Origin of the sequence: Alcaligenes sp. WGS1538, assembly GCF_043187505.1 — a bacterium.
GTDB lineage: Bacteria > Pseudomonadota > Gammaproteobacteria > Burkholderiales > Burkholderiaceae_B > Alcaligenes.
The window spans coordinates 103291-121897 of sequence record NZ_CP171109.1; the positions used below are offsets into that span (position 1 = coordinate 103291).

Sequence of the window (18607 nt, forward strand, 5' to 3'; positions counted from 1 at the left end):
GATGATACGAGGTGCCAATCGCTCTATGCAAGTTATGAGACCTGACAAGACTAACGTATGGCCGTCGGACTGGCGAGTCTTTCTGACAAAAATGGCCTGGGGGCTGGCGGTTTTGCTGCTGGCCAGCGGTTTGATCACCTGGATCGCCGCCAATTGGCCGGGCTGGGGGCCGACGGCCAGGCTGGCGCTGGCCCAGGGGGCGTTGGCCCTGTCCGCCCTGCTGGCGCTGCTGATGCGGCGGCGCCAGGGCGGCTGGTCCCATGATCTGGGCGTGCCCGCGGCCCTGACCGGGCTGGCGGCCGTGGTCTGCGGCGGCCTGTTCGCGCTGATCGGCCAGGTCTACCAGACGGGGGCCGACCCTTGGCAGCTGTTCGCCTTGTGGGCCGCCCTCATCCTGCCCTGGGTGCTGACGGTGCGCAGCGTGTTCCTGTCCGTGCTCTGCCTGGTCGTGCTCAATGCCGCCCTGTACTTATGGATAGACACGCAGGTGACGTATTGGGCGGGCGGCGCAGAAACGTGGCCGATCTGGCTGGGCCTGGGGCTCAATGCGCTGCTGCTCCTGGCGGCGGAAACCGTATGGCGGCCGCGTCATGATCCCTGGCGGCTGCTGGCGCGGTCCGCGGCCGTGGCGGTGGCCGGCTTCATCGCCGTTCTGGCGATCGAGCAGGGGCTGTGGCCGGCGCTGGGCCTGTACCTGGCGCTGTACGGGCTCTATCGTCTGTGGCGCAGCGATCTGTTCATGTCGGCGGTGGCGCTGCTGGGCGCCTATGGCGTCGTGTTCGCGCTGGTGCTGGATTATCTGGTCGACAGCTCCTTCCTGCTGGCCCTGGCGGTGCTGATCGCCCTGGGCCTGGGCCTGCTGCGCGTCCTGCAGCTGCATCTGGCGCACTGGCGGAATGCGCGGCCAGCCGCCGGCGGGGACGAAGCTGACCCCGCGGGCGACGAGCACTATCCCTGGTATCTGCGCGTGGTCAAGCTGGTGCTCTACATCGTCTTGCCCCTGCTGGTGCTGCTTTATCTGGCCTTGTCGCTGGACTTGAGCATCGAGGCCATGGGCGTGGTGGGCGCGGTGATGGCATTGGCCTCGCCGCTGCTGTATGTCCGCGCCCAGACCCTGGCGCGCCGCGATCTGGTGGGCGGCTGGGTGCTGTGCGCCGTGCTGCTGCTCAGCGCCCCGCTCATCGACGGCTATTATCCGTGGCCGCGGGAAGTCAGCGCCTTGTTGGGCGTGCTGGTCGCCGGCCTGCTGTACCGCCAGGCGCGCGGCCAGTTCGTGCTGCGCCTCCTGCTGGCGGCCTGGGCGCTGCTGGGCCTGCAATACTTGTTCATCGACCGCCTCCTGGAACGCATGCAGGAGCCGCCGGGCTGGCTGCTGAGCCTTCCGGGCCTGCTTTTCTTCCTGCTGGCGCTCTGGCTGGGGCACCGCAGTTTCAAGCAGGCGGACCGCGGCTCCTTCTGGATGCCGCTGTTCTGGGCGCTGATGCTGCATGGCCTGTGGCGCAGCGTGGCCTGGGAAGCCGTGCGCTGGGGTCTGAGCGCCTACCTGGAGCGCCCGCCCCTCAATGTGGTCGATGTGCTGGTGTCCATCCTGCCCCTGTTCATTCTGGGCCTGTACTGGCGGGACTGGCGTGAGCGCCCCCGGGTCGGCCTGGTCGCTTTTGCCGGTCTGGCGGCCCTGTGCGCGGCCTGGCTGCCCTATCCGCCCGTGGCCCTGGCCTTGAGCTGGATCCTGGCCGCCTATGCCTGGCGTTATCTCAGCCTGCTGGCCGTGGGCGTGGCCTTGGGGCTGTTCAGCCTGTGGCGGCTTTACTACCTGCTGGACATCAGCCTGTTGGACAAGGCCTGGCTGTTGCTGGCCACCGGAGCCGGATGCGTGGTCCTGGCCGGGCTGGGCCGGGAACGGCGCCTTGACGGGCAGGCCGCTGCGCCGGCCAGCCCGCCTCGGGGAGTCGTGGCCGGCGTGCTGGCCGGTCTGGCGCTGGTCCTGGGCGTGGCCAATGCCGTCATCGTCCAGAAGGAACGCATCCTGTCCGGCGGCCGCCCCGTGGTGCTGGAGCTGGCGCCGGTGGATCCCCGTTCTCTGATGCAGGGCGACTATATGGCGCTGAACTTCGCCATCTCCCAGCAGGTGTCGGCCCTGATCGGCGGGCTGCCGCTCGAACAGGAGCAGGCTGTGCGCCAGGCCGGGCGGCTGCAGGCCAGCCTGCAGCCGGACGAGCGGGGAGTGGCGCAACTGCGCGGAGTGCATGTGGACATGGACGGAGAATCGCGCTGGCTGGGCGTGGAGCAGCAGGCCGAGCCGCAGGACGCCGTGCGCCTGAGCTTGAAGCGTCGCCAGTCGGGCTGGACTCCGGGTACGGACGCCTGGTTCTTTGCGGAAGGCACGGGCGAACGCTTCGACAAGGCTCGTTACGGCGAGTTTGCCGTGTCCGACGGAGGGCAGGCCCTGCTGCGCCGCATGCTGGATGCGCAACTGCAGGAAATACCTTGAACCTGCGCCCCGGTCCGCGCCGGCCGGGGCGGCGTCTGAACGACAAAGCCCCGCTTGCGCGGGGCTTTGTCGTACGGGTTCGGGTTCAGTGGGACAGGCGCGTGGAGTCGTCGCTGAGCAGTTCTTCGAAGATCAGGTGGTCGATCTCCGCTTCGTGACTCCAGAGCACCATCAGGGCGACGATCTTGATCTTGTCCAGCGACACGGGGCTTTCGTCCACCGCCATCGCGCTTTCGATCAGGATTTCACGCAGGTGCGCGGGCAAGGCGCCCGAGTTCTGCAGGAAAGTGATGAAGCCCATGGCTTCGGCGCCCAGCACATGCTGTTCGTGGTCGGAGAAAATGCGCAGGCTGGCGTCGCTTCGTTGTTGCAGGGGCTGGCACTGGGACGATGTCTCGCCCATGGCGTGCAGCCAGCTGAGTGCGTCGTTGATGTCCTCGTCTTCAAAGCCGATAGCGGCCAGTTTGTGGGCCAGAACCTCCGCCTTGGGACAGGCCTGGGGGTTGTAGTACGTCTCGAATAGGTAAACCAGGATATCAAACATGTGTATAAGGTTGCCGTCCTAAGTGATTAAAAGGCTGGGTGGTTCGGTAACCGTTGTGTCAGACTTTACGCTGATTTACGGTGCGGGGCAAATGGGGATTTTCTTGGGCTGACAGGCGCTCCGGCCCTGTGAGAAGCTTGTTTTTTCCCTAGGGCCGCAGGGGCCTGGGGGCTCTGCTGCTACGGCGCCTGATAATTTTGACAATAAGCAATCTGGTTCACCCGATGTGTGGTTTATTTGAAACCATCGTCCTGCGGGCCGGGCCAGGGAAAGCGTTGCGCCCACGCCGCCGTCGCTCTGGACCAGAAGTCTTCGATGCCGGCGGCAGCCAGGGCTTCGAAGCCCAGGAAGGTCCAGGCGCGATTCAAGGTCTGCAAGGGATGGTCCAGGTCCAGGGCGGGCGCGTGGTTCTGCTTGGACAGCTTCTGGCCGCGTTCGTCCAGGGCCAGCGGCACGTGCAGCGTGCGCGGCAAGGACGCGCCCAGGATACGCTGCAGCACGCGCTGGCGCGCCGTGGAGTCCAGCAGGTCGGCGCCGCGAACCACGTCGGTCACGCCCTGGTCGGCGTCATCGATCACCACCACGAACTGATAGGCCCACAGGCCGTCCGCGCGTTTCAGGGTGAAGTCGCCCACGTCGCGGGCCACGTCTTGCTGCTGCGGCCCCGCCCAGCGATCGTTGAAGCGTTCGACGCCCTCGGGTACGCGCAGGCGCCAGGCCCGCACCGAACGGCCGGCCGCCACGCCGTGGCGGCAGGTGCCCGGATAAGGGCGTTCGTGCGACCCGGGGGCGGGCGGGCGCGAGGCGGCCTGGATTTCCTGGCGGGTGCAGGCGCAGCCGTACACCAGGCCGCGTTCCAGCAGGCCGTCGAAGACCTCCTGATAGCGCCTCAGGCGCTGCTGCTGCCAGACGGGTTCGCCGTCCCAGCGCATGCCCAGGGCCTGCAGCTGCTGCATGATGAGCCGGTCGGCCCCCGCCACCACGCGCGGCGCATCGATGTCTTCGATGCGCAGCAGCCAGCGGCCTTGCCGGGCGCGGGCGTCCAGATGGCTGGCCATGGCGGCGACCAGCGAGCCGTCGTGCAGGGGACCGCTGGGGCTGGGCGCGAAGCGGCCGCAATAGGAAGGGACGGAAAAGGCGTTCATGATCGGGTCTCAACGGCAAGGGCCCCGTTCCGGGGGCCCTTGCCGATTGCGACTGTACGCTGATTTTGCCGGTCCGGCAATGCGGCGCGCCGGATCGGCCCGCCGCGCGCTAGTGCTCCATGGCGGCCAGCTCGGCGCCTTCGGGCACCTGGTCGCCGACTGCGAAGAACAGTTCCGTGACGGTGCCGTCGGCCGGCGCCAGGATGGAGTGCTCCATCTTCATGGCTTCCATGACCAGCAGCACGTCGCCGCGCTTGACGCTGGCGCCCGCGTCCACGTTCAGGGCGATGATCTTGCCCGGCATGGGAGCGGTCAGGCGGCCGCCATGTCCTTCGTCCCGGCCCTGGCCGGCGGCCAGCAGCGGGTCGAACAGGCTCAGCGTCCAGTCCGCGCCGTCCAGGCTCACCTGCAGCTGGTCGCCGTCCTGCAGCACCTGGCCGCGATGCTCGGCGCCGTCCAGCCAGACCCGCAGGCTCTGCGCTTCGGGCTGGTCGGGCCGGGCCGCGGCCTGCCAGTCCAGCAGGTGCACGCCGTCGGCGGCCTGCAGGCGCCAGTTTTGCTCCTGGCGTTCCAGGCGCAGGTCGTGGCGTTGCTCGCCCACCATCAGGGACAGGGTCTGGTGGTAGTCGCCGCCCACCCGCCAGCCGTCGCGGGCCGACCAGGGATCGGCCGGCGGGGCCGGGCTGCGCCCCCGGCCCGGCAGGCCCTGGCGGGCCAGCAGGGCGCAGGCGGCCAGGGACAGCACGGCGGCGGGCACGGCGCCGGCCTGCGGGAACAGTGCGTCATGCCGGCGCGGGATCAGGCCGGTATCCAGGTCGGCCTGGGCGAATGCCGCATCGCCCAGCAGGCGCTGCAGAAAGGTCTTGTTGGTGTGCACGCCCGCCACCTGCGTGTCGGCCAGCGTGCGGATCAGCCGGCGGCGGGCCTGTTCGCGGTCCGCGCCGTGCGTGATGACCTTGGCGATCATGGGATCGTAGAAGGGGCTGATCACGCTGCCCTGGCGCACGCCGCTGTCGATGCGCACCGGGCCGGGCGCAAAGGCCGCGTGTTCCGGATAGCGCAGCGTGCGCAGGGTGCCGATGGAAGGCAGGAAGTCCTTGTCCGGATTTTCCGCGTAGATGCGCACCTCGATGGCATGGCCGTCTATGCGCAGGTCTTCCTGGCGGGCCGGCAGGGGCTGGCCGTCGGCCACGCGCAACTGCCACTCCACCAGGTCGTGGCCGGTGATCAGCTCCGTGACCGGGTGTTCGACCTGCAGGCGGGTGTTCATCTCCATGAAGTAGAAGCGGCCGTCCTGCTCGGCGATGAATTCCACCGTGCCGGCGCCCACGTAGTTCACGGCGCGCGCGGCGGCGATGGCCGCCTCTCCCATGGCTTGCCGCCGCTCGGCCGTCATGCCGGGCGCGGGGGCTTCCTCGATGACCTTCTGGTGGCGGCGCTGCACCGAGCAGTCGCGCTCGAACAGGTAGACGTACTGGCCGTGCTGGTCGCCGAAGACCTGGATCTCGATGTGGCGCGGCTTGGTGATGTAGCGCTCGATCAGGACGCGATCGTCGCCGAAGCTGCTGGCGGCCTCGCGCTGGCAGGAACGCAGGGCTCCCAGGAAGGCGCCCGACGATTCCACGATGCGCATGCCCTTGCCCCCGCCGCCGGCGCTGGCCTTGATCAGCACCGGGTAGCCTATGGCGTCGGCCTGCCGGTGCAGGAAGTCGGGGGCCTGCTCGTCGCCGTGGTAGCCGGGCACCAGCGGCACGCCGGCGCGCTCCATCAGGGCCTTGGCGGCGGACTTGCTGCCCATGGCCGCGATGGCCTGGGCGGGCGGGCCGACGAAGATCAGTCCGGCCTCCTCGCAGGCGCGGGCGAAATGTTCGTTTTCGGACAGGAAGCCGTAGCCGGGGTGGACGGCGTGGGCGCCGGCGGCGCGCGCGGCGGCCAGGATGGCGTCTATCTTCAGGTAGCTGTCGCGCGGCTCGGGGCCGCCGATGCGCACGGCCTGGTCGCAGGCGCGCACGTGCTGGGCGTCCGCGTCGGCGTCCGAATAGACGGCCACGGTGCGCAGCCCCAGGCGTCGGGCGGTGGCGGCCACCCGGCAGGCGATTTCGCCGCGGTTGGCGATCAGCAGGGTCTGGAACATGTTTTCTGTCTCCCGTGGGCTTACATGCGGAACACGCCGAAGCGGGTGTCTTCGATGGGGGCGTTCAGGGCCGCGGACAGGCCCAGGGCCAGCACGCGCCGGGTGTCCGAGGGCTGGATGATGCCGTCGTCCCACAGCCGCGCCGTGGCGTAGTAGGGGTGTCCTTCGTGCTCGTACTGGGCGCGTATGGGCGCCTTGAAGGCTTCTTCTTCCTGGGCGCTCCAGCTCTGGCCGCGGGCCTCCAGGCCGTCGCGCCGCACCGTGGCCAGCACGCTGGCGGCCTGTTCGCCGCCCATGACGGAAATGCGGGCGTTGGGCCACAGGAACAACAGGCGCGGGCCGAAGGCGCGGCCGCACATGCCATAGTTGCCGGCGCCGAAGGAGCCGCCCAGGATGACGGTGAACTTGGGCACGGCGGCGGTGGACACGGCCGTGACCATCTTGGCGCCGTGGCGGGCGATGCCTTCGTTCTCGTACTTGCGCCCCACCATGAATCCCGTGATGTTCTGCAGAAAGACCAGCGGCGTCTTGCGCTGGCAGCACAGTTCGATGAAATGCGTGCCCTTCTGGGCGGCCTCGGAGAACAGGATGCCGTTGTTGGCGATGATGCCCACCGGCATGCCGTGGATGTGCGCGAAGCCCGTGACCAGGGTGGTGCCGAAGCGCGCCTTGAATTCGTCGAATTCGGAGCCGTCCACGATGCGGGCGATGACCTCGCGCACGTCGTAGGGCTTGCGCGTGTCGGCGGGAATGATGCCGTTGAGCTCCTGCGGGTCGTACAGCGGCTCGCGCACCGGCTGCAGGGGCCAGGGCAGGCGCTTGCTGCGATTCAGGCGGCCCACGCAGCGGCGCGCCAGTTGCAGGGCGTGCAGATCGTCCTCGGCCAGGTGGTCGGCCACCCCGGACAGTCGCGTGTGCACGTCGCCCCCGCCCAGGTCCTCGGCGCTGACTTCCTCCCCCGTGGCGGCCTTCACCAGCGGCGGGCCGCCCAGGAAGATCGTGCCCTGGTCGCGCACGATGATGGATTCATCGCTCATGGCGGGCACGTAGGCGCCGCCGGCCGTGCACGAACCCATGACCACGGCGATCTGGGCGATGCCCTGGGCCGACAGGTTGGCCTGGTTGTAGAAGATGCGGCCGAAATGGTCGCGGTCCGGGAAGACTTCGTCCTGGTTGGGCAGGTTGGCTCCGCCCGAGTCGACCAGATAGATGCACGGCAGGCGATTCTGCTGGGCGATCTCCTGGGCGCGCAGGTGCTTCTTGACCGTCAGCGGATAGTAGGTCCCGCCCTTGACGGTGGCGTCGTTGCAGACGATCACGCATTCGACGCCGGCCACGCGGCCTATGCCGGTGATGATGCCCGCGCCGGGCGATTCATTGTCGTAGACGTCCTGGGCCGCCAGCGGGGACAGCTCCAGGAAAGGGGTGCCGGGATCCAGCAGCCGCTCCACGCGCTCGCGCGGCAGCAGCTTGCCGCGCGCCAGGTGGCGCTGGCGCGACTGTTCGGACCCGCCCAGGGCGGTCTGCTGCAGTTTCCGGCGCAGGTCGGCGATCAGGGCCTGCATGACCGAGGCGTTGTCTTGGAAGTCCTGGGAGCGCGTATTGATGCGGGATTCGATGACTGACATGGCGTGCCTGGAAAGAGAACGGAGGAAAGCCCGGGCGCCCTGCCGGGCCTCGCGGCCCGGCAGGCGGACTTGCTTAGACCAGCTCGACGGCCAGGGCGACGGCTTCGCCCCCGCCGATGCACAGCGAAGCGATGCCGCGCTTGCCGCCGGTCTTGCGCAGCGCGCCGACCAGGGTGGCCAGCAGGCGCGCGCCGGAGGCGCCGATGGGGTGGCCCAGGGCGGTGGCGCCGCCGTGGATGTTGACCTTGTCATGAGGCAGGTTCAGCTCCTTCATGGCGGCCATGGTGACCACCGCGAAGGCTTCGTTGATCTCGAACAGGTCCACGTCCGCCACGCTCCAGCCGGTCTTGTCGAGCAGCTTCTGGATGGCGCCCACCGGTGCGGTGGTGAACCACTGCGGCTCCTGCGAGTGCTGGGTGTGGGCCACGATGCGCGCCAGGGGCGTCGCGCCCAGTTCCCTGGCCTTGGATTCGGTGGTCAGCACCATGGCGGCGGCCCCGTCCGAGATGGAGGAGGCGTTGGCGGCGGTGATGGTGCCGTCCTTCTTGAAGGCGGGGCGCAGCGTGGGGATTTTTTCAGGCAGGGCCTTGGCGGGCGCCTCGTCCTTGGCGATGACCACTTCGCCCTTGCGGCCGGCGATGGTCACGGGGGCGATTTCCCAGTCGAAGCTGCCGTCCTCGCTGGCCTGGCGGGCGCGGCGCAGCGATTCCAGCGCAAAGGCGTCCTGCTCTTCGCGGCTGAAGTTGTATTTGCCGGCGCAGTCCTCGGCGAACACGCCCATGGCGGTGCCGCGGCTGTAGGCGTCCTCCAGGCCGTCCAGGGCCATGTGGTCATAGACCGTGGAGTGGCCGTAGCGGTAGCCCTGGCGGCCCTTGAGCAGCAGGTAGGGGGCGTTGCTCATGCTTTCCTGGCCGCCGGCCACCACCACCTTGGCGCTGCCGGCCTTGATCAGGTCGTGCGCGAACATGGCGGCCTTCAGGCCCGAGCCGCAGACTTTGTGGATGGTGGTGCACGCCACGCCCTTGGGCAGTCCGGCGCCCAGGGCGGCCTGGCGAGCGGGAGCCTGTCCCTGCCCGGCCTGCAGCACGTTGCCCATGATGACTTCGTTGATCGCTTCCCCGGCGATGCCCGAGCGCTCGACCGCGGCCTTGATGGCGACGGCGCCCAGCTCGTGTGCGGCCAGGTCGGACAGGCTGCCGAGCATGCCGCCCATGGGAGTGCGGGCGATCGAGACAATGACTACTGGATCAGACATGAGGGACTCCTGAGTGTGAAGAAGTGACGGTGACAGGCGCCTGCCGACGAAAGTCCTGCAGCCGCCTGTCACTATCGTACGGGAAAATGTTTTCAATTCGGCCTTGTGTCACGCGTTGGCGACATTGAGCCCACCATTGCGGATCCAGCAGCTGCGCGTGGTGGGCCATGAAGGCCTTGCGGATGCGCGGCTCGCCGAGCAGGAAGTAGCCGAATTCCTCGGGAAACACGTCGTTCGGACCGATGGGATACCAGGGCTCGCTGGCCATCTCGGCCTCTTCGTTGGGCGCGGGCGGAATGGCGCGGAAGTTCATCTCGCGCATGTGCTGGATCTCGTCGTAGTCATAGAACACCACCCGGCCCAGGCGGGTGACGCCGAAGTTCTTGTACAGCATGTCGCCGGGGAAGATGTCGGCTGCGGCCAGCTCGCGGATGGCATTGCCGTACTGGCGCACGGCCGCATTCAGGGCGGCGTCGCTGGCCTTGTTCAGGAACAGGTTCAGCGGCGTCATGCGGCGCTCGATGTAGACGTGGCGCAGCACGATGGTATCTTCGGTTTCCTCCAGCAGGCTGGGCACTTCGGTGCGCAGCTCGTGCAGCAGGGCCGGCGAGAAGCGCGCCTTGGGCAGGGCCACCTGCGAATAGTCCCAGGTATCGGCCATGCGCCCTACCCGGTCGTGCTTCTTGACCAGCTGATACTTGGCGCGCACGGTGGCGTGATCCATGCCCGGCTTCTGGATGCGGTCGCGGATCAGCTTGAACACGTAGGGGTAGGACGGCAGGGTGAAGACGGTCATCACCATTCCGCGGATGCCCGGCGCCAGGTCGAAGTGATCGTGCGAATGCGACAGGTGGTGCAGGAAATCGCGGTAGAAGAGCGTCTTTCCCTGCTTTTGCAGGCCGATGGCGGTGTAGAGCTCGGCCTTGGGCTTGCGCGGCAGCAGGCTGGACAGGAAGTCCACGTAGGCCGACGGCGCTTCCATGTCCACCAGGAAGTAGGCCCGCGTGAAGCTGAACAGCGTGGACAGGTCGTCCGTGGTGTGCAGCAGCGCGTCGATGTACAGGTGGCCCGAGGGACGATGCAGGATGGCCAGCGAAAAGGGGTGGACCTCGCCGTGGTTGATCAGCCGGCCCACCACATAGGCGCCCTTGTTGCGGAAGAACAGGGAGTTCAGGACCTGGATCTGGCAATCCGAGCCGATGCGCGGCCCGTGGCCGCGCGGCAGGCGCCGGCACAACTGGCGCAGCGCCATGCGCGCCAGCGTGCGCACGTCGGCGGGCAGGTTCTCGAAGGGCGCGGCCAGGCCGAAATCGGCCAGCATGTGGGTCAGGCAATCCTCCAGGCCTTCCTGGACCGGGTAATAGACGCGGTAGGAAGGCAGCGCGCCGTCCAGGTAATCGGTGGCCACGGCCGGACGCACGAAGATGAATTCGTTGCGGAAGTAGTGCCGGTGCAGCACGCGGCAGGACACGGAATTGAAGAAGGTCTCGGCGCATTCGGGCTGGCGGTGCCCGGAGAGCAGGCGCACGAACTCGCTCTTGGCCTGCAGCCAGAATTGCTGCTGCTCCTCGTCCAGCTGCCCGTCGCCGGCCGGTCCGGCCGGACGCAGGCGCAGGGCCTGGCTCAGCATGGCGGCGCATTCGCGCACCCGCGTGGCGTAGTATTCGATGCGCTCGCGCGCGAGCTGCTGGATGCCATGCCAGTCGCCCGATTCGTACAGCGATTTGGCGCGCTGCGCGCTGTAGCGGAACAGGGCGTAATGCCGGTTGAAACCGTCCAGCATGGCCTGCGCCACTTCCTGCGGCGTCAGGCCCGGCCTGGCGACCGGGGTGATGACGGTAGTCTCGCCGAAGTCGGTGCTGCACATGATGGCGTCAGGCGGTCTCGGCGAACAGCTCGCGGCCGATCAGCATGCGCCGGATTTCGCTGGTGCCCGCGCCGATCTCGTACAGCTTGGCGTCGCGCCACAGTCGGCCGGTGGGAAATTCGTTGATGTAACCGTTGCCGCCCAGGATCTGGATGCCTTCGCCGGCCATCCAGGTGGCCTTTTCGGCGCTGTACAGAATGGCGGCGGCGCAGTCCTTGCGCACCGAGCGCACGTGTCCGGCGCCCAGCCGGTCCAGGTTCTTGCCCACGGCATAGCACAGGGCGCGGCTGGCCTGCAGGGTGGTGTACATGTCGGCCAGCTTGCCCTGGATCAGCTGGAATTCGCCGATGGCCTGGCCGAACTGCTTGCGGTCGTGCACGTAGGGGATCACCACATCCATGACGGCCTGCATGATGCCCAGCGGCCCGCCCGCCAGCACGGCGCGCTCGTAGTCCAGACCGGACATCAGCACCTTGACCCCGCCGTTGAGCTGGCCGAGCACGTTCTCCTCGGGCACGTCGCAGTCCTGGAAGACCAGCTCGCCGGTGTGGCTGCCGCGCATGCCCAGCTTGTCCAGCTTCTGCGCCACGGAAAATCCCGGAAAGCCTTTTTCGATCAGGAAGGCGGTGATGCCGCGCGCGCCGGCCTGGGGGTCGGTCTTGGCGTACACCACCAGCGTGTCGGCGTCCGGGCCGTTGGTGATCCACATCTTGGAGCCGTTCAGCACATAGCGGTCGCCCTTCTTGTCGGCGCGCAGCTTCATGCCCACCACGTCCGAGCCGGCGCCGGGCTCGCTCATGGCCAGGGCGCCGACCTGCTCGCCGCTGATCAGGCCGGGCAGGTACTTGCGCTTCTGGGCTTCGGTGCCGTTGCGGTTGATCTGGTTCACGCACAGATTGGAGTGGGCCCCGTAGGACAGGGCGACCGAGGCGCTGGCCCGGGAAATTTCCTCCATGGCGATCATGTGGGCCAGGTAGCCCATGTCCGTGCCGCCGTATTCTTCGCTGACCGTCATGCCCAGCAGGCCCATGTCGCCGAATTTCTTCCACAGGTGCATGGGAAACTGGTCGTCGCGGTCGAGCTCAGCGGCCAAGGGGGCGATTTCGGACCGGGAAAAATCGGCGACGGTGTCGCGCAGCATGTCCAGATCGGAACCAAGGTCGAAATTCAGGCCGGGCAGACTCATGAAGCTCTCCAGAAAAGGGGGTGCGTGTTCAGAATCTCATTTATATTACGTTTACGTAAACGTAATATAGTTGGGTTTTCCCTTAGCGGAAAGGGGCGTCGCGCTGATCCAGCAGGGAGCGGCACAGCTGGAGCTGGTCCTGGATCTCCTGCAGGGTCTGGTCGATGTCCTGGCGCTGGCGCTCCAGCCGCAGGCGATGCTCCTCCAGCACCGCTTCATAATGCTTGAGCTGCGCGGATGTGTCCATCGGGGATTCGTACATATTGATCAGCGTCAGGATTTCCGACAGCTGCAGGCCCAGGCGCTTGCCGCGCAGCGCCAGCTTCAGGCGGGTGCGGTCGCGCGCCTGGTAGATGCGCTGGTTGCCCTGGCGCAGCGGGCTCAGGATGCCCTGGTCCTCGTAGAAGCGCAGGGTCCGGGGAGTGACGGCGAACTCATGCGCCAGATCGGATATCGTCCAGGTGGTAGTCGTCATTTTTCTTATGCGGTTTACGTTAACGTAAACTATCATGCCATAGAGCTCACGCGTTCACCATAGCGCCGGACCGCCCAAGGCAAAAAGCACCCCCTTTGGGGATGACCCCGGACGGGGGACAGTCCTTGAGGACTGTTCCGCGCCTGGCGAATCCGAGCGGCATGCAAGCCGCGAGGTGGACAGCAAGCAGGCCTTCGGCCTGCGCAGCGTGGGGCATTTTTTGCCGCCGGGCCGCCCCAAGGCAAAAATCACCCCCTTGGGGGGCAGCAAGCAGGCGATCAGCCTGCGCAGCGTGGGGGCATTTTTTTGGAGCAAGCATGAATCCCAACGAACAGAAACTCGTCTATCCCTGGGCGGACGCCCTGCCCGAACCGGGACGCAGCCTGGAAGTGGCCCCGGGCGTGCGCTGGCTGCGCATGCCCCTGCCCTTCGCCCTGGACCACATCAACCTGTGGCTGCTGCGCGATGAGATCGATGGCCGGCCGGGCTGGACCGTCGTGGACACGGGCATAGCCCGCGCGCAGGTGCGCGAGCTGTGGGAACAGGTATTCGAGCACGAGCTGCAGGGTCTGCCGGTGCTGCGCGTGATCGTCACGCACATGCACCCCGATCACGTGGGCCTGGCGGACTGGCTGTGCCGACGCTGGAACGCGCCGCTGTGGATGAGCATGACGGACTACGCCGTGGCGCGCCTGTGGTCCGGCGCGGCCAGCCAGCCCGCGGGGGAAGCCGGCGGCCCCAACGGCGTGGCGGCCGAAGCGCATTTCGTGCGGCACGGCCTGCAGGACGAGCAGGCGCGCGCCCAGATCCGCAGCCGCGGCGACTACTACCCGTCCATGGTGCCTTCGGTGCCGGAGCGCTTCGTGCGCCTGCTCGACGGCCAGGCGGTGACGATTGCCGGCCGGCCCTGGCGCCTGATCGTGGGCTACGGCCATGCGCCCGAACATATGTCGCTGTACAGCCCCGACCTGCGGGTGCTGATCTCCGGCGACATGCTGCTGCCGCGCATCTCCACCAATGTGAGCGTGTTCGATACCGAGCCCCTGGCCAATCCCCTGCCGCTGTATCTGCAATCGCTGGATTCCTACCAGGAACTGGCGCCCGACACCCTGGTGCTGCCCTCGCACGGCAAGCCTTTCCGGGGCATGCACGAGCGCATCCGCCAGCAGCAGGAGCATCACGCCGCGCGCCTGGAGGATGTCCTGCAAGCCTGCGTCCGGCCCAGCAGCGCGGCCGACATCCTGCCTGTGCTGTTCCACCGCAAGCTGGACTCCCATCAGATGACGTTCGCCATGGGCGAGGCCATCGCCCACCTGCACGCCCTGTATTTCGACGGCCGGCTGCGCCGCCTCGAGGGCGAGGACGGCGTGCTGCGTTTCGAGCGCATATAGCAACAGGTATGGCGCTTATGGGGCGGTCTTCCGGATGGCCGCCGCCAGGCTGTGGTAGCGTATAGCCTTTCCCGCCACTGACTTCCCTTGCGCACCATGAGTTCTGATCACGCCCTGGATACCACCCTGCAACACACCGGGCTTGCGCCCTTCGATGCACGCACGGAGTCGGCGCCGGTAGCCGTGCCCGTCATGCGCACCAGCACGGTGCGCTTTCGCAACCTGGATGCGCTGGACCGCGCCCAGGCCGCCAAGGCGGATCCGGCTCAGCGTTCGATCACCTACGGGCGCTCCGGCATGGACACCCACGCCGCCCTGGAATCCGTGTTCTGCCAGCTGGAGTCCGCCACCCAGGCCCTGCTCGCGCCCTCGGGCATGGCGGCCATCAGCCTGGGCTTGTTGAGCCTGCTGGACACGGGCGACCATGTGCTGGTCGCCGACAGCGCCTATGGCCCGGTGCGCTACCTGGAGAAGACCGTGCTGCGCCGCCTGGGCATCCAGGTCACGTTCTGCGCGGCCAGTCTCGAGGATCTGGAGCGTCACGTGCAGCCCAACACGCGCATGCTCTACGTGGAATCGCCCGGCTCGCTGCTGATGCAGATGCTGGACATGCCGGCCTTGGCGCAATTCGGCCGCCGCCACGACTTGCTGCTGGTCACGGACAACACCTGGGGCTCGGGCTACATCTACCGTCCGCTGGAGCTGGGCTTTGACATGTCCATCGTGGCCGGCACCAAGTACGTGGCGGGCCACTCGGACCTGATGCTGGGCGCGGTCATGTCGGCCGAGCCGGCCCTGAACAAGCGGCTGCACGACAACCATTACGCCCTGGGTTTTTCCATCAGCGCCGACGACGTCTGGCTGGCCCTGCGCGGCGTGCGCACCCTGCCCATCCGCATGCGCGAAAGCGCCGCCAACGCGCTCAAGGTGTGTGAATTCCTGGCCGTCCGACCGGAGGTGACACGGATCTATCACCCCGCCTGGCCGCAGGACCCCGGCCACGCCCTGTGGCAGCGCGACTGCACCGGTTCCAACGGCTTGCTGTCCGTGCAGTTGCGCCTGACGCAGGCACAGGCGCGCGTCTTCGTCGATGCTCTGACTTTGTTCGGCATCGGTTTTTCCTGGGGCGGCTTTGAGAGCCTGGTGCAGCTGGTGGACCCCGGCCTATTGCGCGGCCACAGCTATTGGCCGCAGACCGAGGACGCCCTGGTGCGCCTGCACATCGGCCTGGAGTCTGCGCAGGACCTGTGCGCCGACCTGGCCCAGGCTCTGGACAAGGCGGCGCGGGGGTGAAGGGTGCCGCCAGAGGCGTTCAGCACGGCGTGACATGAAAAAAACCCCGCCTTGGCGGGGTTTTCCTTGTCCAGCGCGATTGCCGATCAGCCTTTCTTGGCCAGCTTCAGCAGTTCCTGCGCCTTGGTGATGCTTTCGTCGTAGCCGTTGGCCAGCGCGGGCGAGGTCACGTATTTGCCGCCCACGGCCAGGCTGGGGGTGCCGTCGATCTGGTAGTTGCGGGCCAGTTCGTTGGCCTTGTTGGCCTTGGTCTGCACGCCGAAGGAATTGAAGGTCTGTTCGAACTTGGCCTTGTCCACGCCCTGCTTGGCGACCCATTCGGTGATGGTCTTGGCGTCGAACAGGCGCTCGCGCTGCTGATGGATGGCTTCGAAGACCTTGGGGTGCAGGTCCAGGCGATCCATGGCTTCCAGGGTGTAGTACAGCTTTTGCAGGTCGCCCATGCCGGCGTTGAAGGCTACGGGTACGGGGCGCAGCGCGACATCGGCGGGCAGGGTCTTGGCCCAGGCTTGCAGCTTGGGTTCCAGGATGGCGCAGTGCGGGCAGCTGTAGGCAAAGAACTCCAGCACTTCAGTCTTGCCGGCGGTGTCGGAGGGCTGGGCGGGAGTCAGGGTGACGTAACCCTGGCCGGCCTGCTGGGCCAGCGCGGCGGTGGCGGGCAGCAGACTCGCGCCGGCGACCAGGCTGGCGCCGGTCAGGACTCGTACAAACAGTGCGTTCAGCTTCATGAATCGGTTTCCTTAAATGGGAAGGTGTTCTCTATGACCAGCCCGATGGCGGGAAAGTTCAAACCGGGCCTCAGGGTGAACGGTATTCCAGCCTAGGGACGCACGACCGAGGTGTCGATCTTTTCCTCGGCCAGGCGGCTGCGGGCCCGGTTCATTTCGTCTATGCCCTTGAAGGGGCCCATGCGCACGCGGTTGACGGTCCCACCGTTGACCTGGGCGCTCTGCACCGATGCATTGAAGCCGAGCATGAGCAGGCGCGCCTTCATGGCCTCGGCGTCGGCATTGTTGCGGAAGGCGCCGGCCTGCAGATAGTAGGTCGTGGTGGTGCTGGGCGGCTTGCTGGGCGCGGGCGCTGCCGTAGTCTTGGCCTGGCCTGCAGGCGGCGCGGGCAGGCTGGGCAGGGTCAGGCCCGGAATGTTTTCCACGGCGGGCGGCGGAACATTGGAGGAGTCCGAACCGTAAAGGCCCCGGTTCGGGTCCAGCAGGTCGCGTCCTTCGGGCAGGGCCACGGTGGGCGCCTCCCGGCTGGCCTTGTCCACGAAGGGCATGGGCACCTTGGTGACGAACAGGGCCACTGCCACGGCGGCGCCCAGGCCCAGGATCAGGCCTATCAGTATGCCGGTGTAGGTGCCGCCAGAACCGGAGGACTTCTTGCGTGCTCGTGCCATATCTGCCTATGGAGGTTTACATGCGTTCAGGGGCGGACACGCCCAGCAGGTCCAGACCGTTGCGGATGACCTGGGCGCAGGACTGGGCCAGACGCAGGCGGGCCAGGCGCAGGGCCGTGTCGTCCACCAGCACGCGTTCGGCGTTGTACCAGGTATGGAAGTCCGAAGCGCAGTCGCGCAGCCAGAAGGCGATGTGGTGGGGGGCCAGTTCGCGGGCGGCCTGGGCCAGCACGGCCGGGTATTCGGCCAGGCGCTGCAGCAGGGCGATCTCGCTGGGGGCGGTCAGGGGCGCGACGTCCGCCTGGGGCACTTGCGAGAGCAGTTCGGCCGACTGGTTCAGCACCGAGCAGATGCGGGCGTGGGCGTACTGGATGTAGTAGACGGGGTTCTCTTCGCTCTTGGACAGGGCCAGGTCGATGTCGAAGACGAATTCGGAGTCGGCGCGGCGCTGGATCAAGAAGAAGCGCACGGCGTCCTGGCCCACCCATTCGATCAGGTCGCGCAGGGTGACGTAGCTGCCGGCGCGCTTGGATATCTTCACTTCCTGGCCGTTGCGCACCACCTTGACCATCTTGTGCAGGATGTAGGCGGGGAAATCCTTGGGGATGCCCAGATTCAGGCCCTGCAGCCCGGCGCGCACGCGCGCGATGGTGCCGTGGTGATCCGTGCCCTGGATGTTGATGGCGTGATGAAAGCCGCGCTCCCACTTGGCCACGTGGTAGGCCACGTCGGGCACGAAATAGGTGTAGCCGCCTTCGGACTTGCGCATCACGCGGTCCTTGTCGTCGCCGGTGCCCAGCTCCGTGGTGCGCAGCCACAGCGCGCCGTCCTGCTCGTAGGTGTGGCCGGCCTCGATCAGGGCCTGCACGGTCTTTTCCACGCGGCCGGAGGTGTAGAGCGAGCTTTCCAGGAAGAAATTGTCGAACTTCAGGCCGAAGGCCTGCAGGTCCAGGTCCTGTTCGCGGCGCAGGTAGGCCACGGCGAAGCGGCGGATGTCCTCGGTGTTGTCCAGGTCGCCGCTGGCGGTCACGGACTGGCCGTCGGCCGCCTGCACGGTGGCGCCGGCCAGGTAGTCGCGGGCGATGTCCAGGATGTAGTCGCCCTTGTAGCCGTCGGCGGGGAACTGTTCGGAGTCGGGCGCGATGCCGCGCGCACGCGCCTGCACGCTGATGGTCAGGTTGTCGATCTGGTTGCCCGCGTCGTTGTAGTAGAACTCGCGGGTGACGTCATAGCCCTGGGCGCTGAAGACGCGGCACAGCGAATCGCCCAGCGCGGCCTGGCGGGCGTGGCCCACGTGCAGCGGGCCGGTGGGATTGGCGGATACGAATTCCACCATCAGCTTTTCCTGGCGCGGGGCCACGTGGCCGTAGCGCTCGCCCTGCTCGCCGATGGCGTGCAGCACGGCCTGCTGGGTGGCGGCGGACAGCCGGAAGTTGATGAAGCCGGGGCCGGCGATCTCGGCGCTGGCGATGAGGGCCGTGGCGGCCGGGTCGGCCAGCAGGGTGTTGACGATCTCCTGAGCCAGTTCGCGGGGGTTGCGGCCGGCGGGCTTGGCCAGCTGCATGGCGACGTTGCAGGCCACATCGCCGTGGGCGGCCACTTTGGGCCGCTCGAGCGTGATGGTGGGCTGGGCCTGCGGCAGGATGGCGCTGACGGCCGCCTGCAGGCGGGCGATTAACTGGGACTGTTGCTCAGGAAGCATAGAAAATGTTCTGGGTCGATATGGAAACAAGCCGGGCGCATGCGGCATGCCCCGGATGGCGGGCGCGACAATGCCCCGCCGGACAGTCCTACATGATAGC

14 protein-coding genes are annotated in these 18607 nt (G+C 67.4%); 3 read left to right on the plus strand and 11 right to left on the minus strand.

Translation table 11 applies throughout. The features are described from left to right. The first annotated feature begins 91 nt into the window (after nucleotides 1–91). On the plus strand, nucleotides 92–2491 hold the full coding sequence (locus ACF3ND_RS00470) for a GDYXXLXY domain-containing protein (protein WP_394063199.1): 2400 nt from the start codon (nucleotides 92–94) through the stop codon (nucleotides 2489–2491). Between the two features lie 85 nt (nucleotides 2492–2576). Here ACF3ND_RS00470 and ACF3ND_RS00475 read toward each other — a convergent pair whose 3' ends face one another. The 8 genes from ACF3ND_RS00475 to ACF3ND_RS00510 form a co-directional block, all read right to left on the minus strand. Then, nucleotides 2577–3035, minus strand: coding sequence for a DUF494 family protein (locus ACF3ND_RS00475; protein ID WP_394063201.1), 459 nt, complete (start codon nucleotides 3033–3035; stop codon nucleotides 2577–2579). A gap of 233 nt (nucleotides 3036–3268) precedes the next feature. Beyond that, complete coding sequence (gluQRS, locus tag ACF3ND_RS00480; RefSeq protein ID WP_394063203.1) at nucleotides 3269–4180, minus strand: tRNA glutamyl-Q(34) synthetase GluQRS; 912 nt, start codon at nucleotides 4178–4180, stop codon at nucleotides 3269–3271. A gap of 109 nt (nucleotides 4181–4289) precedes the next feature. Beyond that, complete coding sequence (locus ACF3ND_RS00485) at nucleotides 4290–6314, minus strand: biotin carboxylase N-terminal domain-containing protein (RefSeq protein WP_394063205.1); 2025 nt, start codon at nucleotides 6312–6314, stop codon at nucleotides 4290–4292. 20 nt (nucleotides 6315–6334) lie between these two features. Beyond that, entirely contained in the window at nucleotides 6335–7942 is a 1608-nt protein-coding gene (locus ACF3ND_RS00490; protein WP_394063207.1) for a carboxyl transferase domain-containing protein, read from the minus strand. 73 nt (nucleotides 7943–8015) lie between these two features. Continuing rightward, nucleotides 8016–9197 carry an acetyl-CoA C-acyltransferase gene (locus ACF3ND_RS00495; RefSeq protein ID WP_394063209.1) on the minus strand — a complete coding sequence of 394 codons (1182 nt, stop codon included), beginning with the start codon at nucleotides 9195–9197 and terminating at the stop codon, nucleotides 8016–8018. Continuing rightward, a complete protein-coding gene (aceK, locus tag ACF3ND_RS00500; protein WP_394063211.1) occupies nucleotides 9190–11064 on the minus strand; it encodes a bifunctional isocitrate dehydrogenase kinase/phosphatase in 1875 nt (624 codons plus the stop codon). The genes ACF3ND_RS00495 and aceK overlap by 8 nt, the downstream gene beginning before the upstream one ends. 7 nt (nucleotides 11065–11071) lie before the next feature. Beyond that, nucleotides 11072–12250 (minus strand): isovaleryl-CoA dehydrogenase, encoded by a 1179-nt coding sequence (locus tag ACF3ND_RS00505; protein ID WP_394063213.1) that lies wholly within the window; start codon nucleotides 12248–12250, stop codon nucleotides 11072–11074. A gap of 82 nt (nucleotides 12251–12332) precedes the next feature. After that, nucleotides 12333–12725: a MerR family DNA-binding transcriptional regulator gene (locus ACF3ND_RS00510; protein WP_394063215.1), complete on the minus strand. Its 393-nt coding sequence runs from the start codon at nucleotides 12723–12725 to the stop codon at nucleotides 12333–12335. 317 nt (nucleotides 12726–13042) lie between these two features. Between ACF3ND_RS00510 and ACF3ND_RS00515 the strand changes: the two genes are divergently transcribed. Beyond that, a complete protein-coding gene (locus ACF3ND_RS00515) occupies nucleotides 13043–14116 on the plus strand; it encodes an MBL fold metallo-hydrolase (RefSeq protein ID WP_394063217.1) in 1074 nt (357 codons plus the stop codon). 96 nt (nucleotides 14117–14212) lie between these two features. Continuing rightward, the gene (gene metC / locus ACF3ND_RS00520; protein ID WP_394063219.1) at nucleotides 14213–15409 is read left to right on the plus strand and encodes a cystathionine beta-lyase; all 1197 of its coding nucleotides are present in this window, start codon (nucleotides 14213–14215) and stop codon (nucleotides 15407–15409) included. Between the two features lie 86 nt (nucleotides 15410–15495). Here metC and ACF3ND_RS00525 read toward each other — a convergent pair whose 3' ends face one another. The 3 genes from ACF3ND_RS00525 to argS form a co-directional block, all read right to left on the minus strand. Beyond that, entirely contained in the window at nucleotides 15496–16137 is a 642-nt protein-coding gene (locus tag ACF3ND_RS00525; RefSeq protein WP_394063221.1) for a thiol:disulfide interchange protein DsbA/DsbL, read from the minus strand. A gap of 92 nt (nucleotides 16138–16229) precedes the next feature. Beyond that, nucleotides 16230–16805, minus strand: coding sequence for an SPOR domain-containing protein (locus tag ACF3ND_RS00530; protein WP_394063223.1), 576 nt, complete (start codon nucleotides 16803–16805; stop codon nucleotides 16230–16232). 16 nt (nucleotides 16806–16821) lie between these two features. After that, on the minus strand, nucleotides 16822–18507 hold the full coding sequence (gene argS / locus ACF3ND_RS00535; protein ID WP_394063225.1) for an arginine--tRNA ligase: 1686 nt from the start codon (nucleotides 18505–18507) through the stop codon (nucleotides 16822–16824). Nucleotides 18508–18607 lie beyond the last annotated feature (100 nt).